The sequence below is a fragment of the Bradyrhizobium sp. MV1.5 genome, from assembly GCF_055807615.1.
In genome coordinates this window covers 55,350-73,947 of sequence record NZ_JBVVPL010000021.1, presented here as the reverse complement: position 1 = coordinate 73,947, position 18,598 = coordinate 55,350, and the positions used below count along the sequence as shown (strand labels likewise).

The 18,598-nt window shown below is 64.5% G+C and carries 19 protein-coding genes; 13 read left to right on the top strand and 6 right to left on the bottom strand.

All coding sequences use genetic code 11. The features are described from left to right. From ccoO to ccoS, 7 genes are all read left to right on the top strand, one after another. Positions 1-735: a cytochrome-c oxidase, cbb3-type subunit II gene (gene ccoO, locus AC0L2J_RS20470; protein ID WP_007607682.1), complete on the top strand. Its 735-nt coding sequence runs from the start codon at positions 1-3 to the stop codon at positions 733-735. A 13-nt stretch (positions 736-748) separates the two neighbouring features. Then, positions 749-913, top strand: a complete 165-nt coding sequence (locus AC0L2J_RS20465; RefSeq protein WP_007594016.1) for a CcoQ/FixQ family Cbb3-type cytochrome c oxidase assembly chaperone — start codon at positions 749-751, stop codon at positions 911-913. Positions 914-919: 6 nt separating this feature from the next. Continuing rightward, the gene (gene ccoP, locus AC0L2J_RS20460) at positions 920-1,795 is read left to right on the top strand and encodes a cytochrome-c oxidase, cbb3-type subunit III (protein WP_007607683.1); all 876 of its coding nucleotides are present in this window, start codon (positions 920-922) and stop codon (positions 1,793-1,795) included. 109 nt (positions 1,796-1,904) lie between these two features. After that, positions 1,905-3,371: a cytochrome c oxidase accessory protein CcoG gene (gene ccoG, locus AC0L2J_RS20455; RefSeq protein ID WP_473393591.1), complete on the top strand. Its 1,467-nt coding sequence runs from the start codon at positions 1,905-1,907 to the stop codon at positions 3,369-3,371. 15 nt (positions 3,372-3,386) lie between these two features. Beyond that, the gene (locus AC0L2J_RS20450) at positions 3,387-3,872 is read left to right on the top strand and encodes a FixH family protein (RefSeq protein WP_473393587.1); all 486 of its coding nucleotides are present in this window, start codon (positions 3,387-3,389) and stop codon (positions 3,870-3,872) included. An 11-nt stretch (positions 3,873-3,883) separates the two neighbouring features. Continuing rightward, on the top strand, positions 3,884-6,076 hold the full coding sequence (locus tag AC0L2J_RS20445) for a cation-translocating P-type ATPase (RefSeq protein ID WP_473393583.1): 2,193 nt from the start codon (positions 3,884-3,886) through the stop codon (positions 6,074-6,076). After that, the gene (ccoS, locus tag AC0L2J_RS20440; RefSeq protein WP_007607689.1) at positions 6,076-6,243 is read left to right on the top strand and encodes a cbb3-type cytochrome oxidase assembly protein CcoS; all 168 of its coding nucleotides are present in this window, start codon (positions 6,076-6,078) and stop codon (positions 6,241-6,243) included. The genes AC0L2J_RS20445 and ccoS overlap by 1 nt, the downstream gene beginning before the upstream one ends. Here the strand turns inward: ccoS and AC0L2J_RS20435 are convergent. The 4 genes from AC0L2J_RS20435 to AC0L2J_RS20420 all read right to left on the bottom strand — a co-directional run bounded on the left by AC0L2J_RS20435 (position 6,240) and on the right by AC0L2J_RS20420 (position 10,006). Continuing rightward, positions 6,240-7,442, bottom strand: coding sequence for an MFS transporter (locus tag AC0L2J_RS20435; RefSeq protein ID WP_473393579.1), 1,203 nt, complete (start codon positions 7,440-7,442; stop codon positions 6,240-6,242). The two genes, ccoS and AC0L2J_RS20435, sit on opposite strands and share 4 nt — an antisense overlap. Positions 7,443-7,542: 100 nt before the next feature. Next, the gene (locus tag AC0L2J_RS20430) at positions 7,543-8,025 is read right to left on the bottom strand and encodes a cupin domain-containing protein (RefSeq protein WP_007607691.1); all 483 of its coding nucleotides are present in this window, start codon (positions 8,023-8,025) and stop codon (positions 7,543-7,545) included. A 114-nt stretch (positions 8,026-8,139) separates the two neighbouring features. Continuing rightward, positions 8,140-9,501: a dihydrolipoyl dehydrogenase family protein gene (locus AC0L2J_RS20425; protein WP_473393576.1), complete on the bottom strand. Its 1,362-nt coding sequence runs from the start codon at positions 9,499-9,501 to the stop codon at positions 8,140-8,142. 10 nt (positions 9,502-9,511) lie between these two features. Then, the gene (locus AC0L2J_RS20420; RefSeq protein WP_473393573.1) at positions 9,512-10,006 is read right to left on the bottom strand and encodes a DUF302 domain-containing protein; all 495 of its coding nucleotides are present in this window, start codon (positions 10,004-10,006) and stop codon (positions 9,512-9,514) included. A gap of 228 nt (positions 10,007-10,234) precedes the next feature. Between AC0L2J_RS20420 and AC0L2J_RS20415 the strand changes: the two genes are divergently transcribed. Both AC0L2J_RS20415 and AC0L2J_RS20410 read left to right on the top strand, forming a co-directional pair. Beyond that, complete coding sequence (locus tag AC0L2J_RS20415; RefSeq protein ID WP_007607694.1) at positions 10,235-10,501, top strand: hypothetical protein; 267 nt, start codon at positions 10,235-10,237, stop codon at positions 10,499-10,501. A gap of 85 nt (positions 10,502-10,586) precedes the next feature. Continuing rightward, positions 10,587-11,303 carry a peroxiredoxin-like family protein gene (locus AC0L2J_RS20410; protein ID WP_007607695.1) on the top strand — a complete coding sequence of 239 codons (717 nt, stop codon included), beginning with the start codon at positions 10,587-10,589 and terminating at the stop codon, positions 11,301-11,303. Between the two features lie 54 nt (positions 11,304-11,357). Here AC0L2J_RS20410 and AC0L2J_RS20405 read toward each other — a convergent pair whose 3' ends face one another. Then, a complete protein-coding gene (locus AC0L2J_RS20405; RefSeq protein ID WP_063993255.1) occupies positions 11,358-12,245 on the bottom strand; it encodes a LysR family transcriptional regulator in 888 nt (295 codons plus the stop codon). 185 nt (positions 12,246-12,430) lie between these two features. On the opposite strand from AC0L2J_RS20405, the gene AC0L2J_RS20400 reads away from it, so the two are divergent. The 3 genes from AC0L2J_RS20400 to AC0L2J_RS20390 all read left to right on the top strand — a co-directional run bounded on the left by AC0L2J_RS20400 (position 12,431) and on the right by AC0L2J_RS20390 (position 15,545). Next, positions 12,431-13,255 carry a 3-hydroxybutyrate dehydrogenase gene (locus tag AC0L2J_RS20400; protein ID WP_063993254.1) on the top strand — a complete coding sequence of 275 codons (825 nt, stop codon included), beginning with the start codon at positions 12,431-12,433 and terminating at the stop codon, positions 13,253-13,255. Between the two features lie 69 nt (positions 13,256-13,324). Further along, positions 13,325-14,470, top strand: a complete 1,146-nt coding sequence (locus AC0L2J_RS20395) for a patatin-like phospholipase family protein (protein ID WP_088931000.1) — start codon at positions 13,325-13,327, stop codon at positions 14,468-14,470. Between the two features lie 94 nt (positions 14,471-14,564). Further along, a complete protein-coding gene (locus tag AC0L2J_RS20390; protein WP_473393563.1) occupies positions 14,565-15,545 on the top strand; it encodes an oxygenase MpaB family protein in 981 nt (326 codons plus the stop codon). 138 nt (positions 15,546-15,683) lie between these two features. On the opposite strand, the gene glgA is transcribed toward AC0L2J_RS20390, so the two are convergent. Then, on the bottom strand, positions 15,684-17,099 hold the full coding sequence (gene glgA / locus AC0L2J_RS20385; RefSeq protein ID WP_473393560.1) for a glycogen synthase GlgA: 1,416 nt from the start codon (positions 17,097-17,099) through the stop codon (positions 15,684-15,686). 194 nt (positions 17,100-17,293) lie between these two features. On the opposite strand from glgA, the gene AC0L2J_RS20380 reads away from it, so the two are divergent. Beyond that, on the top strand, positions 17,294-18,490 hold the full coding sequence (locus tag AC0L2J_RS20380; RefSeq protein ID WP_473393556.1) for a CaiB/BaiF CoA transferase family protein: 1,197 nt from the start codon (positions 17,294-17,296) through the stop codon (positions 18,488-18,490). Positions 18,491-18,598: the final 108 nt, after the last annotated feature.

The following is an 18,598-nucleotide window of genomic DNA, read 5'->3' as shown; positions in this document are numbered from 1 at the left end:
ATGTCGTTCTGGACACGCCACCAAATCTTCGAAAAGAACTCGATCATCCTGGTCGTCGGCATCCTGCTGGTGATCGCGATCGGCGGTCTCGTCGAGATCACCCCGCTGTTCTACCTCAAGAGCACGATCGAGGCGGTCGACGGGATCAGGCCGTATACTCCGCTGGAGCTCGCCGGGCGCAACGTCTACGTCCGCGAGGGCTGCTATCTCTGCCATTCGCAGATGATCCGCCCCTTGCGCGACGAGGTCGAGCGCTACGGTCATTTCTCGCTGGCCGCCGAAAGCATGTACGACCATCCGTTCCAGTGGGGCTCGAAGCGCACCGGTCCCGATCTTGCCCGCGTCGGCGCCAAATATTCCGACGACTGGCACGTCACCCATCTGACCAACCCGCGCGCAATCGTGCCGCAGTCGGTGATGCCGGGCTATCCATTCCTCAGCAAGACCGAGGTCGATCCGGACACGATCGCCGACCACATGCGCACGCTGCGGACCGTCGGCACGCCTTACACCGACGACCAGATCGCCAATGCGGGCGCCGACATGAAGGCCCAGGCCGATCCTGACAATGCCGGCTCCGACGCTTTCACCAAGCGCTACGCCAAGGCCGTGGTGCGCAACTTCGACGGCAAGGCCGGCACGCCGACCGAGATGGACGCACTGATCGCCTATCTCCAGATGCTCGGCACGCTGGTCGACTTCAAGATCTACAACGAGAAAGCCAATCTTCGCTGAGAAGGCACCAACGATGAAAGCCATCCTGACCCTCGACAATCTCGCGTCCGGTCTCGTGACCACGATCTGGACGCCGGTGTTCGTCGCGATCTTTGTCGCGATCATCGCCTACGCATTCTGGCCCCGTAACAAGGCAGCTTTCGACGAAGCGGCACACCTGCCGTTGCGGGAGGAGTAAGAGATCATGACCGATCATCATAGCGACATCGATCCCGTCTCCGGGAGGTCCACGACCGGACATGAGTGGGACGGCATCAAGGAGCTCAACACGCCGCTGCCGCGCTGGTGGGTAATCACCTTCTACCTCACCATCGTCTGGGCGATCGGCTACTGGATCGTGTATCCGGCCTGGCCGCTGATCTCGGGCAATACGCACGGCGTGATGGGGTACTCCTCGCGTGCCGACGTTGCGGTCGAGCTCGCCAACCTCGAGACGATCCGCGGAGCCAAGATGGTTGCCCTGGGCTCGGCCTCGCTCGCCGACATCGAGAAGGATCCGGCGCTGCTGGCGCTCGCGCGCGCCAAGGGCAAGACCGTGTTCGGTGACAATTGCGCGCCATGTCACGGCTCAGGCGGCGCCGGTGCCAAGGGCTATCCCAACCTGAACGACGACGACTGGCTGTGGGGCGGCACGCTCGACCAGATCATGCAGACCATCCAGTTCGGCGCACGCTCCGGCCATGCCAAGGCGCACGAAGGCCAGATGCTCGCATTCGGCAAGGACGGCGTGCTGAAACCGGACGAGATCGTCACGGCCGCCAACTATGTCCGGGCATTGTCGGGCCTTCCGACCCGCAAGGGCTATGACGCGGCCAAGGGCGAGAAGATCTTCGCGGAGAATTGCGTCGCCTGCCATGGCGACGGCGGCAAGGGCAACCCGGAGATGGGCGCCCCCAATTTGACGGACAAGATCTGGCTCTATGGTTCGGACGAGGCGACGCTGATCGAGACCATCAGCCAAGGCCGCGCGGGCGTGATGCCGGCCTGGGAAGGCCGGCTCGATCCCGCCACCATCAAGGCGATGGCAGTTTACGTCCATTCCCTGGGCGGCGGAAAATAGCCAACCGGCAGCAAGCGGGGGCGAACAAAAACGCCCCCGCTTGCGCTGGATCAACTGACGCGGCGGTGTCGGGTCTAGGTTTTATCGCACCTTTCGAAAGCTGCAGGCGATGAACAGGACCGTGAACCCAAAAGAGCTCCCATTAGACGATGACAACGGGCCGCTCTATGTGGCCCAGAAGAAAGTCTATCCCCAGAGCATCTCCGGCACCTTCCGCCGGATCAAATGGGGCCTGATGGCGTTCTGCCTCGGCGTCTACTACTTCCTGCCGTTCGTGCGCTGGAACCGCGGCCTCGGTGCTCCGAGCCAGGCGGTGCTGATCGATCTTCCCAACAGCCGCTTCTATTTCTTCTTCATCGAGCTGTGGCCGCAGGAGGTCTACTACTTCACCGGCCTGCTGATCGTCGCCGCGGTGGCGCTATTCCTGATGAACTCGGTCGGCGGCCGCATCTGGTGCGGCTATCTCTGTCCGCAGACGGTGTGGACAGACCTGTTCTATGCGGTCGAGCGTCTGATCGAGGGCGACCGACGCGAGCGGATGAAGAAGGACAAATCGTCCGACCCGATGAAGCTGGAGCGCATCTCCGAGATCGTGCTCAAGCATTCGATCTGGCTCTTGATCGGCTGGTGGACCGGCGGCGCCTGGGTGCTCTATTTCAACGACGCACCGACGCTGGTTAGGGAACTCGTCACCTTCCAGGCGCCGATGATCGCCTATATCTGGATCGGCATCCTGACCGCTACGACCTACGTGCTCGCCGGCTTCATGCGCGAGCAGGTCTGCACCTATATGTGCCCGTGGCCGCGGATCCAGGCCGCGCTCACCGACGAATGGGCGCTGAACGTGACCTATCGTTACGATCGCGGCGAGAAGCGTACGTCGGTGAAGAAGGCGGCGGAGCTGCGCGCGCTCGGCGAGCAAGTCGGCGACTGCGTCGACTGCTATCAATGCGTCGCCGTGTGTCCGACCGGCATCGACATTCGCAATGGACCGCAGCTCGAATGCATCCAGTGCGGGCTCTGCATCGACGCCTGCGACAACGTGATGACGAAGATCGGCCGGCCGAAGCGGCTGATCGGCTATGACAACGACGTCAACATCCAGCGCCGCCAGCAAGGCAAGGCGCCGGTCTATCGCATCGTCCGGGCCCGCACCGTCGCCTACAGCGCGATCATCGCGGCGGTCGGCGGCATCATGATCTATACGTTGGCGACCCGCAGCCTGCTCGACGTCAACGTGCTGCACGACCGCAATCCGGTCGCGGTCAGGCTCAGCGACGGCTCGATCCGCAACGCCTACACGGTGCGGCTGCTCAACAAGAGCGGCTACGACCGCGTCATCGCGATCGACGCGAACGGTCCGGTCAATGCGACGATCCATGTCATAGGGATCGATTCCGTGACGCCGGACCGGCCGATGATCGTGGTTCCGCGCGACTCCACCAGCGAGCTGCGACTGCTCGTGACCGCGCCGGCGGAGGGCAACACGGAAAAGTCGATCCCGGTTCGCTTTCACGTCACCGATATCGGCCTCGGCGAAGTCGCCAGCGCCACCGACAATTTCGTCGCGCCGTAGGATCAGGAGCCCGCCATGGCAACCAAGCCGCTGACCGGAACCAAGGTGTTTCTGATGCTGGTCGCCTTCTTCGGCGTCGTGATCGGGGTCAACGTGACCATGATGAAGCTTGCGATCGCGACGCTGCCAGGGACGGACGTCGACAGCCCCTATGCCGCGGGCTTGACCTATGACCGCGAGATCTCGGCGGCCCAGGACCAGACCGCGCGCAAATGGAAGGTCAACGCCCATGTCGAGCGCCGCGCCGATGGCGGCGCCTTGCTTCAGGTCGAGGCGCGCGACGCCAGCGGTCAGCCGATCGCCGGACTGAAATTCGGCGGCCGCCTGGAGCGGCCGACCGACAAGCGCGCCGATCTCGCCATCGAGCTCTCGGAGGCCGGCATCGGCCTCTATCGCGGCAATGCCGCATCGGTCGCGCCGGGCCAGTGGGACCTCGTGATCGAGGGCGAGGCGCGGGGAACGCGCGTGTTCATGTCGCGCAACCGCGTGATCCTGAACTGAAGGATTTTGCCATGCACGTCTCGCGGGACTTTTCGCATTACGTCCGGACTGCGGGCGAGGGCGTCCAGCACATCGATCTCGCGGTCGAGGGCGTTCACTGCGCCGGCTGCATGGCCAAGATCGAGCGCGGGCTGTCCGCCATTCCCGACGTCACGCTGGCGCGTGTGAACCTCACCGACCGGCGCGTTGCGCTGGAATGGAAGGCGGGCACGCTCGATCCGGCCCGCTTCATCGACCGCCTCGAGGAACTCGGCTACAAGGCCTATCCTTACGAGACCGAGAGCGCGGAGGCGACCGAGGTCGCCGAATCCCGCTTCCTGTTGCGCTGCCTCGGCGTCGCCGCGTTCGCCACCATGAACGTGATGATGCTGTCGATCCCCGTGTGGTCCGGCAACGTCTCGGACATGCTGCCGGAGCAGCGCGATTTCTTCCACTGGCTATCGGCGCTGATCGCACTGCCGGCGGCGGCCTATGCCGGCCAGCCGTTCTTCCGCTCGGCCTGGCGCGCGCTGTCGGCCAAGACCACCAACATGGACGTGCCGATCTCGATTGGCGTGACGCTGGCGCTCGGCATGTCCGTGGTCGAGACCATCAACCACGCCGAGCACGCCTATTTCGACGCGGCAATCATGCTGCTCACTTTCCTCTTGGTCGGCCGCGTCCTCGACCAGAACATGCGGCGGCGGACCCGCGCGGTCGCGGGCAATCTCGCCGCGCTCAAGGCGGAGACCGCGGCCAAGTTCGTCGGGCCCGACGAGATATCTCAAGTGCCGGTAGCCGCGCTCTATCCCGGCGACATCGTCCTGCTGCGGCCCGGGGAGCGTTGCGCGGTCGACGGCACCGTGATCGAGGGCCGTTCCGAGATCGACCAGAGCCTGATCACCGGCGAGACGCTCTACGTCACGGCAGGCCAAGGCACGCCGGTCTATGCGGGATCGATGAACATCTCGGGCAGCTTGCGGGTGCGGGTCTCGGCGGCCTCCGAGGCGACGCTGCTCGCCGAGATCACCCGGCTGCTCGACAATGCGCTGCAGGCGCGCTCGCGCTACATGCGGCTCGCCGACCGCGCCTCGCGACTCTACGCGCCCGTGGTGCATGCCACCGCGCTCGTCACCATCCTCGGCTGGGTCATTGCGGGCGCCGGCTGGCATGATGCGATCGTGACCGGCGTCGCGGTGCTGATCATTACCTGTCCCTGCGCGCTCGGACTCGCCATTCCGACGGTGCAGACAGTGGCCTCGGGCGCGATGTTCAAGGCGGGTGTCCTGCTGAATTCCGGCGATGCCATCGAGCGTCTCGCGGAAGCCGATCACGTCATCTTCGACAAGACCGGGACGCTGACGCTGCCCGATCTCGAAGTGATGAATGCGGCCGATATCCCCGCTGATATCTTTGAGCTTGCCGGACGGCTCGCGCTGTCGAGCCATCATCCGGTCGCCGCCGCGGTCGCGCAGGCCTGCGACGCCAGATCGCCGATCGTCGGCGCGGTCGAGGAGGCCGGCCAGGGCGTGCGCGCTGTCGTCGATGGCATCGAGATTCGCCTCGGCCGTCCGTCTTTCTGCGGCGCCGAGATGCTGGTCTCCAATGTGACAAATCTCGATCCCGAAGCCTCCGTCGTGGCTTTCAGCAAGAGTGGCGAAAAATTCATCCTCTCTGTGCGCCAGGGCCTCCGTCCCGATGCGCAGGCTGTGATCGCGGCGCTGAAGGCGCGCAATATCGGCATCGAGATTCTCTCCGGCGACCGTGAACCGGCGGTGATCGCGGCGGCCCACGCGTTGGGCGTCTCCGAATGGCGGGCCGGGGTGACGCCGGCTGACAAGATCGCGCGGATCGAGGTCTTGAAGCAGCGGGGCATGAAGGTCTTGATGATCGGCGACGGCATGAACGATGCGCCCTCGCTGGCGGCGGCCCATGTCTCGATGTCGCCGATCTCGGCCGCGCATTTGAGCCAGGCGACCGCCGATCTCGTCTTCCTCGGCCGGCCGCTGGCCCCGGTCGTCGCCGCTATCGATGCGTCACGCAAGGCGCTGCACTTGATGCGGCAGAATCTCTGGCTTGCGATCGGCTACAATTTACTCGCGGTGCCGGTCGCGATCAGCGGAGTCGTGACGCCCCTGATCGCGGCTGCCGCCATGAGCGGATCATCGATCCTGGTCATGCTGAATTCGCTGCGTGCGCGCAACGCCTCGCGGGAGATCGTGTGATGGAAATTTTGGTCATCCTGGTACCGCTGGCGCTGATGCTCGGTCTCGCCGGTCTCGTCGCCTTCCTCTGGTCGCTCCGGAGCGGCCAGTACGACGATCTCGACGGCGCCGCCTGGCGCGCCATCGCCGACGACGAGCCGCCGCAGGAAGCGCCGGCCAAGCGCTAGCGCTTCAGGCCAAGGGTGAGCAGAGCGGCCGCAGCGAGGGCCGCGCCGACACCCGCGACGCACGCTTGCCAGCCGAAGCCGTCGAACAGTCGGCCGAGCACGGCCGTCCCGACCAGGCCGCCGCAGAAGTAGCAGGCAAGATAGGTCCCGCTGGCGATGCCGCGGCTGTCGGTCGCCGCCTGTCCTACGAATCCTGTCGCAGCCGCTTGCGCGAAGAAGGTGCCGACGCCGACCAGAACCATGCCGGTGATGACTTCGCCCAGATGCGGCGCCAGCATCAGCGGCAGCCCGATCCCGGCGATGGCGAGCGAGCCCCAGATCGTCGGACGCGTTCCGAGGCGCGATGCCACTCTGCCCGCCAGCAAGGTCGTGACGACCGACGGCAGGAAGACGAAATAGACAAGGCCCAGGTCCATCATGCCAAGCGACAGCGGCGGCTGGACCAGCACAAAATTCACGAAGGTGAAGGTGCCGATGAAGGCGAACAGGATGCAGAATCCGATGCCGAAGGCCGCGCGCAACTGCGGATTGCGCCAGTGCGCGATCGTGGCGGAGAGGGGCGATCCCGCAGTCATCATCGCATGCATCGGCTGCACGCGCCCGATGGTGAAATAGACCAGCACCGCGCCGGCCAGATTGAGGGCTGCGAAGAAATAAAAATTCCAGGCGAGGCCCAAGCCGTCGGCGACCGCCGCCGAGATCAGCCGGCCGACCAGGTTGCTGGCGACATTGCCGGTGATGTAGGCGGCAAAGGCGCCGCCGGCATCCATCGTGCTGCATTGCTCGCCGAGATAGGCGAGGGTGAGCGCGAAGGCGGATGCCATGCACAGGCCCTGCGCGACCCGCAAAGCGGTGAAGACCGCGAGATTTGGCGCGGTCGCCAGCAGGCTGGTGGGGACTGCCAGCAGCGCGAGGCTGAGCAGGATGCCGGTCCGCCGGTTGATGCGCGGGCTGAAGAAGCCGACGACGAGGCTGGCTATCGCCATGCCGAAGGTGCTGGCATTGACGGCAAAGCCCATCGCCGCCGGTGTGACGCCGTAATGGCGCGTCAGCGAAGGCAGGATCGCCTGCGTCGCGAACAGGTCGACGACAGTCAGGAAGGCGGTCAAGCCGATGACGAGGGAGCGAAGCGCGAGACCTGGCGAATACGCGTCTGTCGTCATCGCGGTCGGCTTGATCGGCGCGGAAAGATCGGTCACGGCAGGCCTCCCTTGTGATGAATGTGGCGCCCGCGTGCGGGGCAGCATGGGGATCGCGGGCGCCACATTCCGTCACGCGTGCGCTGGGGTCGCGCACCCGCTACATGTTGTGGTCGTGCGGGTCCTTGCGGACGTCGCCGACATAGAGAATGACCGTTTCCTTGCCGAGGTTCTTCCACCAGTGCGAGGTGCCGGACACCTCCGGGCGGATGTCGCCGGCCTTGTGCACGATCGGATCGACGCAGTTGGAGGCATATTCGACGATCTCGCCCTGCTGCACGAAGATCAGGGCAGGGCGGTCGTCATGGCTGTGCCAGGGCACGATGCCACCGGGCTCGATGGTCAGCTTGCGGAAGCGCAGCTCGCGACCTTCGATATGCGCCGGCTGCTTGCCGAGGTCGATCGCGCCGAGCGTCGTATCGGTGACGCCGACCGGCTTGTAGTCGACCATCTGGTGCGCGTTCGGCTTGATCTTGTCGGCCGGGCATTCGCCTGCGAAGATGGGCTGTGCCGAGAGCGTCAAAGCGCCGGCGACCGCAAGTCCCAGCCAGCTTGCGCGGGAAAGTTCGATAGTGTTGAACATCGGGAAGTCTCCTCTATTGGCCGCGACCTCGAATGCCGTCGGCTATGATCTCAGTTTCTTCGAGATCATGTGTTCGTTGAAATGCCGTGTCTCTCTCGAAACCATAGCGAGCCGCTATGTGCGTCCGAGCATGTGCTTGATGTCGGCGGAGAAGGTCGGATAGGCATAGACGTTGTCGCGGATCTGGCTCGCCGTGATGCCAAACTTGATCGCAAGCCCGAAGATATTGATGAGCTCCTGGCCGGCGTGGCCGACAAGGTGCGCGCCGATCACACGGTCGGTGGCGCGATCGACGATCACTTTCGACCAGGCGACGGTCTCGGCATAGGACCGTGCCGAGAACCAGTCGCGCATGTCGTGGACGTGGACCTCGATGGCGGATTCGTTCTGCCGTGCCGCCGCTTCGGTCAGACCGACGGCAGCAAGCGTCGGTACGGTGTAGACCGCCGTGGCCATGCCCGCGTAGTCGGGCGCATGTCGTGGTCCGTCGACGATGTTGCGGCCTACGATGTCGCCTTCGTAGGTAGCAACCGGCGAAAGTTGTGGCGAGATCGGTACGGCATCGCCGCAGACATGAACCCGAGGATTTGAGGTCGAACGCAAGTGGCAGTCGACCGAGATTCGTCCGTTTGCGTGTTCGACCTGACCGGCCGCAAGGTCCAGGGAATCGGTATTGGCCACCCGGCCGGCACCGTTGACTACACGATCCGCCTCGACCGCCCGCTCGACCCCGTCTTGGGCAAAGACCACCCTGAACCCGTTGCCGGTCCGCTCGATCGTCTGCACGCTGACGCCGGTCCGGATCTTGATGCCGATGCGTTCGCTCTCCATCGCCAGTTGGGCAACCGCATCGGTGTCCATTGCCGGCAGGAGCTGCGCCAGTCCCTCGAGAATCGTCACTGCTGCGCCGGCGCGCGCGTAGATGTGGGCGAATTCCAGGGAGATTACGCCGCCGCCGATAAAGATAACCGAAGCCGGCAAGTCGCGATCACTCAATATCGCGTCCGAGGTGACCATGTACTCGGCGCCGGGGATCGGTAGCGGCCGCGGCTTCGAGCCCGTCGCGACAACGACGTGTTTGGCCTCGAGCACGCGATCGCCGACGCGGATGGTGTTGGGTGCAACGAAGGCACCATACCCCTTGATCACTTCGACCTCGCGACGCGCCATCGTGCGGGCGAGGTTGGCGGGGATATCCTTGATCATGTTCTTCTCGCGCTCGATCAGCGCCGCCCAGTCGAGCCTGGGCTTGCCGACCGCGATATGATGAGCGGCAGCACGCTCGATGTCGTGCAGCACCTGACCGGCGGCGACGAGGACCTTCTTCGGCGTGCAACCGCGATTCGGACAGGTGCCACCGAGATCGAGCGGCTCGATCATCGCGACCGAGAGGCCGGCACGCCGGACGGGGCCGGTCACGCCGATGCCTGCGTTTCCGCCGCCGAGGATGACGACATCGAATGTTTGGCGCACCATGGGACCCTCGTTATCTGACGGTGATGGTGGCCGTGATGGACTTGACGACCATGGTCGCCATCTTGAACTGCGCCTCGCGATTTCGGATGTTGTGCCGCCTTGCGATCCAGTCGAAATCGGTCCACACGGCCCAGACGTCGCCATTGTCGTCCTGGGTCAACAGCAGGCGGACCGGCCAGTCGAGTCCGGCGTTGGGGTTGGCGGTGATGAACTGGGTGCCTAGCGGCGGATTGCCGAAGACGAGCAGGGTGGAGGGGCGAAGCTTGATTCCGGCGTCGGAAGCAAGCTTGGACTGATCGACTTCGAAGAAGAATTTGATGCCCTTTGCCGCAATATCGGCCTTGATGCGACTGATCGCCTCCGACAAAGGGATCGCGCTTTTGACGCGGACAATGCCGTCATCGCTATCGGCTCGCGCAACCGATGTTGCGGCCGATAGCAGCAGGAACAGCAGCAGAAGCGAGGTGGCGAAAGTGGCAACACGCGATGCGATGTGACGGCTCATGGCGGTCCTCCCGTGAGTGGCAGCTTGGATCGCAGCCAGGATGGACGCGGCGCTCGGCGGAGTGAAATGCGAAACGCCTCTGAACGCGATAGCCGACCGCTATGGTGGCGCGATAGGCAGCGGCTATCGAACCGATTGTGGATCGGCATTTCCGCCTTGGCGGCTTCCGCCGTTCGATGGCAGGGCGTCCGATTGGCGGGCGTTTACGTCAATCCGGAGAAACATCTCATGACGAAACTGTCCAAGACTCTCATTGCCACCGCCGCGTTCGCGGTTATCGCCACATCTGCCTTCTCGGAAGCCGCCTGGGATTTCAAGGCCGGCATGGCCTACATCTATGGTGGGCCCGGCAAGATGTCGGCGATGGCCATGGCCTCGACCGAGAAGAACCATGAGTCCATGATGAAGAACGCCAAGAAGGTGCCTGAGCATACCGTCTTCTTCATGGACGATGGGTCGCTGGTCGGCTCGATCCGACCGGCAATTTCTACGTGAACTAGGTCGATCCCCGCGTAGCGGCCGCCCCTTGCGGACGGCCGGACCAGGAAACTAGTATTGGAACCGAAAGCCGGAGCGCAAAATGACTGCCCTTTCGACAACCGATGCCGAACGGCTCAAGGTCGCCTTCCAACGCTGTCGGGACATGGAGGGCCCGCTGAACGAGCAACTCCGCGCCTATGCAGATGCGGGGCGTGAAATCTTTCCGGCGTATGGCGAAGCCGTCGACCGCCTCGTCACAAGGCTAGGCCAGAACGGCGGCGGCGATAACGCGCCGCGACCAGGCGAGGCAATGCCGCCTTTCATGCTGCCTGACGAGACCGGACGGCTGGTCTCGCTGCCGTCGCTACTGACGAACGGCCCGGTCGCGGTAATGTTCTTCCGCGGCCATTGGTGTCCCTATTGCCGGCTCAATGTCCGCGCCGTGATCCAGGCGCAGGATCGCATCGCGGCAATGGGCGCGCAGATCGTGGCGATCATGCCGGAAACGCAGGAGTTCACCGGCGTATTCAAAGCTGATTCGAGTGCGCCGTTCCCGGTGCTTACCGATCTCGATAACGGCTATGCGTTGTCTCTCAACCTGGCGATCTGGCTCGGGACGGAGATCCAGCAGCTGCTGTCCTACCAGGACATGGCGAGATTTCACGGCAACGATGGGTGGATGTTGCCGATCCCCGCCGTATTCGTGGTCGGCCGCAATGGTCTCGTGAAAGCCCGCTTCGTCGATCCTGATTTCCGCAAGCGCATGGAGATTGACGATCTGCTCGAGGCGCTCGAAAGCGCGAGCCGTGAACACTGAGCTTCGTGCGAGGTGAGCTCTGTTCCTTCCCGTAGGGGACAGCAGCCCGCAACACTATCCCGCAATCGGTCGCCAGTCCGCGCCGCGCAGCATGCGCATCACGGCGTTGGCGACCGCCGTGCGCTGGCGGCCCGCGACGCCATAGAGATTGACGGTGCGCCGCGCGTCCAGCCCTGAGACGGCGGTGCGCTTCAGGCTGTCCGGGACCGGTGAGGTGTGCGGCAGCATGGCGACGCCGATATCGGCCTCGATCAGTTCGATCAGGTCGCGTTCGCTGGAAATTTCGTGGCCGCGATCGAAGTCGATGCCGTGTTCGCGAAGGCTCGCCCCGATACGCTTGGCGTGCTCGCAATAGTTGCGGACGAGCAATTGCTCGGCGCGGAGATCATCCAATTCGATGCTGCTGCACTCGGCGAGCCGATTCTCTTTGCTGACGACGAGCTCGAAAGGTTCGGTGAACAGCGGCCAGACGTCGAGACGATCCCAGGCTTCGTCGATCTCGGCGGCGATGCCGAGTTCGGCTTCGCCCTTTTTCAGGAATTCGCCGACCTCGCGGCTCGAGCCGCGCAGGAAACGGAGTTCGAGCCGGTTGAACTGTCGTTTGATTTCGTTGAGGTGCGGGATGAGCAGCGCCAGATCGATCGAATGCGTCAGGGCGACCCTCAGGGCGCCGATCTCGCCGCTTCGAAACGAGGAGGCGAGCGAACGCGCACCGGCGGCGGCATCATAGCATTGCTTCAGCAGCGGATGCATGCGCTGGCCGAGCTCGGTCAATTGCGCCGCGGGGCGTTCGCGGCGAAACAGATCGCCGCCGAGCTCGGCCTCGAGCTGCTTGATCGCACGCGTCAGCGAAGGCTGCGTCACGTTGCAGTCCTCGGCGGCACGCGTGAAGTTCAAGAGTTGCGCCACCGCGAGGAAATAGCGGACCTGGTGCATTTCCATGGATCGGCTCCTGGCAAAACCGACCGGAACCTAACCGATTAGGCAGGCGAATGACATCCCGACCGTGATAGCGCGCGGGCATGGTTTCGGAAGCCAACGGGCATTTCCTTAGGAATGGGTCATCCCCCAGAGTTGGCGAAAGCCAGGGTCCGCGCGGCGCGGGCCTCATTGGAGGGATTTGCACCATGAATATTCCGGTCAAACCACAGACCTCGGTATCCTCACGCGCGCTCGCCGGCAAGATTGCGCTGGTGACCGGTTCGACCAGCGGTATCGGGCTCGGCATCGCCCGAGCGCTTGCCGCGGCCGGCGCCGACATCGTGCTGAACGGCCTCGGCGCCGCTGACGAGATCGGCAGGACGCGCGAGCAGATCTCCGCCGATTTCGGCGTCAACGCCAGCTTCTCGCCGGCGGACATGACGAGGCCAAAATCCATCGCGGAGATGATTGCGGCCACCATAGCCCAATGCGGCCGGCTCGACATCCTCGTCAACAATGCCGGCATCCAGCATGTGGCGCCCCTCGATCAATTCCCGGTCGAGAAGTGGGACCAGATCCTGGCGATCAACCTGTCGTCGGCCTTCCACACCACCCGAGTTGCGCTGCCGGCCATGCGCAAGAATGGGTTTGGCCGGATCATCAACATTTCCTCGAGCCATGGCCTGGTCGGATCACCGTTCAAGGCCGCCTATGTCGCCGCCAAACACGGCATCGTCGGGCTCACCAAGGTGACCGCGCTGGAGACGGCTGAAGAAGGCATCACCTGCAACGCGATCTGCCCCGGTTACGTCTACACGCCGCTGGTCGAGGCGCAGATCGACGGGCAGGCGAAAGCACACGGCATCTCGCGCGACCAGGTGATCCACGATGTGCTGCTGGCGCAGCAGCCGAACAAGCGCTTCTCGACGGTCGAAGAGCTCGGCGCGCTCGCCGTGTTCCTGTCGACCGATGCGGCGGCCACGATCACCGGTATTGCGTTGCCCGTCGACGGAGGCTGGACCGCGCATTGAAGGCGAGTGCGTAACAAACGATCGCGAGGAACGAACATGGCAAGGATACGGGCTCTCAGGGAGCAGGATATGAACGGTGTGAAGCGCGATACCAGCGCGTCGAAGGATCTGCCCGGCCAGGTGGTGCTGGTGCTTCAGGGCGGCGGTGCGCTCGGGTCCTATCAGGCCGGGGTGTACCAAGCACTGCACGAGGCCGGCATCGAGCCGGACTGGATCATCGGCACCTCGATCGGCGCCATCAATGCCTGCCTCATTGCGGGCAACGCGCCTGATCAGCGGCTGCAGCGCCTGAAGGAGTTCTGGAAACGAATGGAGCAAAATCCGGTCTGGAATCTGCGCACCGCGTTTCCCGGCTTCAACGAAAAGCTCGCCTATTGGTCGACCGTGACCCACGGCATTCCCGGTTTCTTTCGCCCCAATCCATTGGCGCATGCGGGCGATTCCTATCCGCTCGGAGCCGATCACGCGGGCTTCTATTCGACGGCGCCGCTGGAGCGGACGCTGCTCGAGCTCGTCGATTTCGGCCGGATCAATCGCTGCGCGCCACGATTGACGGTCGGTGCCGCTCACGTCCGCAGTAGCCAGATGCGCTATTTCGACAGCCGCGACGGCGAGCTGACGGTGAAGCATGTCATGGCGTCAGGCGCGCTGCCGCCGGCGTTTCCGGCCGTGCGCATCGACGGCGAGCTCTATTGGGACGGCGGCATCCTGTCCAACACGCCGACGGAAGCGGTCTTCGACGACAATCCGCGCAAGGACTCGCTGATCTTCGCCGTACACCTATGGAACCCCGTCGGCGCCGAGCCGACCACCATGGCGGAGGTGCTGAACCGGCACAAGGATGTGCAATATTCCAGCCGGATCGCGAGCCAGATCGCGCGCCAGCAGCAAGCCCATCGCCTGCGCCACGTCATCAACCAGCTCGCCGCGCGACTGCCCGAGGGCGAGCGCAGCGATCCGGCCGTGAGGGAGTTGACCAGCTACGGCTGCCCGACCAGGATGCATGTCGTGCGCCTGCTTGCGCCGCAGCTCGACCGCGAGAGCCACACCAAGGATATCGACTTCAGTCCGTCCGGCATCATGCGGCGCTGGGATGCCGGCTATTCGCACACCAAGTCCGTGCTGGAGCGAAGGCCGTGGGTTGGCGAGTTCGATCCGCTCGCGGGCGTGGTGCTGCACGAACATATGGACGTCATGCCGATTGCGGCGGAGTAAGGGCTTCGTCCGTCATTGCTTCTCGCAGTGACGATTTCACGGGAAGTCAGTCCGGGTTATTGTCGCCCGCTGTCTTCGTCGCGAGGCCTTGCAATTGGTCGCTGAGAGAGATCTGGAATCTGCCCTCGATCACGTCCGCGCCGATGCGGCGGGACCGGTTGCCGGCGTGTTCGGCCCTGACACGGTGACCTGGCAGATCGACCGCGAGGCCGTGATCTTTCTCGGCGCCGGTCGCGCGCTGTTGCTGCAGCTGGCGCATCCCTGGGTCGCCGCCGCCATCGCCGAGCATTCGAAAACCTTTGCTGATCCGATCGGACGATTTCACCGTACCTTCGACATCGTCTTTGCCATGGTGTTCGGCTCGCTTGACCGCGCGCTGTTATCGTCGCGGCAATTGCACCGGCGCCACAGCATGATCGTCGGCGAGATGCCGGAGACCGTCGGTCCGTTCGCGGCAGGCTCGCGCTACTGTGCCAACGATATCTCGTCGCTGCGCTGGGTTCATGCAACGCTGGTCGAGACCGCGCTGATGGCGCACGATCTGGTTTTGCCGCCGCTCTCGGCGGAGGAGCGCGAACGCTACTGGACCGAGAGCCAGCTGTTCGGTGCCCTGTTCGGATTGACGGCGCACGATCTGCCGGCGGACTGGTCGGGCTTCGCGGCCTACACGGCGGCGATGGCGCAATCAGACACGCTGACTGTCAGTCCGGCGGCGCGCGAGATTGCCGCGCAGATCTTTGGTGGCGCGCGCCCGTGGTTGCGTCCGCCGCGCTGGTATCGCGCGCTCACGGGAAGCCTGCTGCCGGAACGCCTGCGTGTGGGATTCGGGTTCGAGCTTGATGAGCGCGACACGATATCCGCCGAGAACGCGCTGCGATGGATACGGCGGGTCTATCCAAGATTGCCAGACCGGCTGCGCTACGTCGGTCCCTACCAGGAAGCGCAAGCGCGGCTGCGCGGCGAGCCGCAGCCCGACTGGATGACGCGGTGCCTCAACAGGATCTGGATCGGCCGCCCGCAGATGGATCGGCGCGGCAAGGAACGAAGTGCTCCGCCCCTAACCCCGTCATCCTGAGGTGCGAGGCTTGCGATGCGACTGCATCGCAAGGGGAGCCTCGAAGGATGCACGGCCCCGTTGCTGCAGCCGGGCCGTCGCCCTTCGAGGGCCGCTGAAGAAGCGGCCACCTCAGGGTGACGGGAGATGGAGTGGCGCTCACACCGCCGCCAGCTTCCGGTACAGCGCGTTGTAGCTGCCGGCCGGGATGCTCCAGGAGAACGACCGTCCCATCGCGCTGCGACGCATGGTGTCGAGTTGGTCCTGCGCCATGAAGGCGGAGAACGCCCGGCGGACGCCGCCGAGGAAGGATTCGTGCGAAGGTTTTGAGAACAGGAAGCCGGTTTCGCCGTCGGTGATGGTCTCGGCGAGGCCGCCGGTCTGGTGGCCGATCGGCAGCGAGCCGAAGCGCTGAGCGTACATCTGGCTGAGCCCGCAGGGCTCGAAGCGTGACGGCATCAATGTGAAGTCGCTACCGGCGAAGATGCGGCGCGCCTGGGCCTCGTTGAAGCCGATCACGACCCCGATCGCGTCAGGCCGCCGGCGATGCGCGTCGATCAGCGCCTGCTCGAGTGCCGGCTCGCCGGAGCCGGTGACCACGATCTGCCCGCCGGCATCGACGATCTCGTCGGCCGCCGCCAGCACGAGGTCGATGCCCTTCTGGTGCACCAGCCGGGCGACGATGCCGAACATCGGGCCGCGCGACACCGCAAGCCCGAACTGCTTACGCACATAGTCGGCATTGGCCTTCTTGCCGATCCAGTCGCCGGCGCCGAACTGCTGGGCAAGCTGGGCGCAGGAACGCGGGTCCCAGCTCTCGTCGATGCCGTTGAGGATGCCGGTGAGCTCGGCCGCGTCCGAGCGGACCCGAAGCAGACCTTCGAGACCGCAGCCGAATTCATCCGTGGTGATCTCCCGCGCGTAGGTGCCGCTGACGGTGGTGAGATGCGAGGCGTAGACCAGCCCGGCCTTGAGGAAGGAGAGCTGGTCGTAGAACTCGACGCCGTCGATGTGAAAGGAGCTCTCCGGTGCGCCGATCCGCCGCAGCGAATCCTTCGGGAAGAGGCCCTGATAGGCGAGGTTGTGAATGGTCAGGATCGACGGCAGCTTGGAGCCGCGCCAGGAGAGGTAGGCCGGCACGAGCGAAGCCTGCCAGTCATTGGCATGGATCAGGTCTGCTGCCCAATCCTTGTCCAGCGTGCCCATGGCCAGCTCAGCGGCGGCCGAGGCAAAGCGCGCGAAACGGATGTCGTTGTCGGGCCAGTCGCGCCCGGACTCGTCGCCATAGGGGTTGCCGGGCCGGTCGTAGAGTTGCGAGCACAACAGCACATAGACCGGCAGGCCGTCCTTGGTCGCGGCGCGGCCGAGCGAGCAGGCCGGCATCTCCGCAAAAGGCGGACAGCGGCCAACGACTTGAATATGCGTGAGTTGTTCGATGATGTCGCGATAGCCGGGCAACATGACCCGGATGTCGGCGAAAGGACGAAGGGCTCGGGGGAGCGCAGCGGAAACGGCTCCAAGTCCGCCGACGCGGACAAAGTCGTCCATTTCTGTCGTAACGAACAAGACCCTCAAGAACTGCTGCCCTCTGCCGGAGCCCGATTGCTGCTATGCAAGAACGGGTCCAGTTGCCCTGGAATTCCCAAGCCCGCCCGCGAGACGTGTCTGTTCGGTAAAGACTTTCCTACTCAGCCGCCGCCCTCTAGGGTCGGCGCACTAACAACAGAGAACTTCGATAAGTTCCTAAGTGACTCGAGGACGAAGCAGGCATGCAGCTATCAGATAAGCATGAGAGGACCACGACAAAGGCCTTCGCCAGCCTCAGGGTCCTGGATTTTTCGACCACGATCGCCGGTCCCCATTGTGCGCGGATGCTCGCCGACATGGGCGCCGAGGTCATCAAGATCGAGACCGACGGCGGCGAGACGATGCGGACCCGGCCGCCGCTACGCAAGGGCTGCAGCACCGTTTTCGGCCAGCTCAACGTCGGCAAGAAGAGCGTCGTGCTCGACCTCAAGTCCGAGGACGGCAAGGAGGCGGTCCGCCGGCTGGCCGCGACCGCCGACATCCTGGTCGAGAATTTTCGCCCCGGCGTGATGCATCGGCTGCGGCTCGACTATGACAGACTGCGCGCCGTCAACCCGAAGCTGATCTACTGCTCGATCTCGGGCTACGGCCAGAGCGGCCCGTCGGCCGAGCTGCCGGCCTATGCGCCGGTGATCCATGCAGCCTCCGGCTACGATATGGCGCATCTCGCCTACCAGCCCGGCCGCAGCCGCCCGGATTATTGCGGCATCTACCATGCCGACGTCGTCACCGGCACCTACGGATTTGGCGCGATCGCGTCGGCGCTCTACCAGCGCACCCTGACCGGGCTCGGCCAGCACATTGACGTTTCCATGCTGGAATCGATGCTGACGCTGACATTGATCGAGTTGCAGAACTCGCAGTTCACCGTGAAGCCGCCGCCGCGCCCGATGTTCGGCCCGACTGAGACGGCAAGCGGTTATGTCATGATCACGGTTGCAAGCGAAAAGACGTTTAAGGGACTGATGGGCGTGATCGGCCGCCCCGAATGGATCTCCGATCCGCGCTTCTCCACCTACGCCGCGCGTCGCGACCATTGGGCCGACTTGATGGACGGTGTCGAGGCCTGGTCGCGGCAGCTCTCGACCGATGTCTGTCTTGTCGCGCTAGGTGCGGCGGGCGTGCCGGCGTCGGCCTACCGCACTGTGTCCGAAGCACTGGCCGATCCGCAGCTTACGCATCGTCAGGCGCTCTCGTCTGTGGAGGACGAAGGCGGCACGTTCCAGGTCCTCAATCTGCCGTTCCGGATGTCCGGTGCCGACACGGCGCCGGCCAGGACGATGGCCGTGCTTGGCGAGCACACCGACCGGCTGCGCGCGGAGGTCGGGCTCACCGACGGTGCGCCACTTCCGTCAGGCAAAACAGCCGCGCAAGGTTGACGACAAGGCCGACGAACAGCTTCGTGCGGCAAGCAATGCGGCTTTGCACATGGTCGGCTTGCCATCATCCGTCGGCCTAAACTAGACAGGTCCGAGTTTGTCTCGTCC

What these genes read in the sequence shown, in the direction of transcription:
- ccoO (WP_007607682.1), top strand. Translation starts at nt 1, where the DNA reads ATGTCGTTCTGGACACGCCACCAAATCTTCGAAAAGAACTCGATCATC.
- AC0L2J_RS20465 (WP_007594016.1), top strand. Translation starts at nt 749, where the DNA reads ATGAAAGCCATCCTGACCCTCGACAATCTCGCGTCCGGTCTCGTGACC.
- ccoP (WP_007607683.1), top strand. Translation starts at nt 920, where the DNA reads ATGACCGATCATCATAGCGACATCGATCCCGTCTCCGGGAGGTCCACG.
- ccoG (WP_473393591.1), top strand. Translation starts at nt 1,905, where the DNA reads ATGAACAGGACCGTGAACCCAAAAGAGCTCCCATTAGACGATGACAAC.
- AC0L2J_RS20450 (WP_473393587.1), top strand. Translation starts at nt 3,387, where the DNA reads ATGGCAACCAAGCCGCTGACCGGAACCAAGGTGTTTCTGATGCTGGTC.
- AC0L2J_RS20445 (WP_473393583.1), top strand. Translation starts at nt 3,884, where the DNA reads ATGCACGTCTCGCGGGACTTTTCGCATTACGTCCGGACTGCGGGCGAG.
- ccoS (WP_007607689.1), top strand. Translation starts at nt 6,076, where the DNA reads ATGGAAATTTTGGTCATCCTGGTACCGCTGGCGCTGATGCTCGGTCTC.
- AC0L2J_RS20430 (WP_007607691.1), bottom strand. Translation starts at nt 8,025, where the DNA reads ATGTTCAACACTATCGAACTTTCCCGCGCAAGCTGGCTGGGACTTGCG.
- AC0L2J_RS20425 (WP_473393576.1), bottom strand. Translation starts at nt 9,501, where the DNA reads ATGGTGCGCCAAACATTCGATGTCGTCATCCTCGGCGGCGGAAACGCA.
- AC0L2J_RS20420 (WP_473393573.1), bottom strand. Translation starts at nt 10,006, where the DNA reads ATGAGCCGTCACATCGCATCGCGTGTTGCCACTTTCGCCACCTCGCTT.
- AC0L2J_RS20415 (WP_007607694.1), top strand. Translation starts at nt 10,235, where the DNA reads ATGACGAAACTGTCCAAGACTCTCATTGCCACCGCCGCGTTCGCGGTT.
- AC0L2J_RS20410 (WP_007607695.1), top strand. Translation starts at nt 10,587, where the DNA reads ATGACTGCCCTTTCGACAACCGATGCCGAACGGCTCAAGGTCGCCTTC.
- AC0L2J_RS20405 (WP_063993255.1), bottom strand. Translation starts at nt 12,245, where the DNA reads ATGGAAATGCACCAGGTCCGCTATTTCCTCGCGGTGGCGCAACTCTTG.
- AC0L2J_RS20400 (WP_063993254.1), top strand. Translation starts at nt 12,431, where the DNA reads ATGAATATTCCGGTCAAACCACAGACCTCGGTATCCTCACGCGCGCTC.
- AC0L2J_RS20395 (WP_088931000.1), top strand. Translation starts at nt 13,325, where the DNA reads ATGAACGGTGTGAAGCGCGATACCAGCGCGTCGAAGGATCTGCCCGGC.
- AC0L2J_RS20380 (WP_473393556.1), top strand. Translation starts at nt 17,294, where the DNA reads ATGCAGCTATCAGATAAGCATGAGAGGACCACGACAAAGGCCTTCGCC.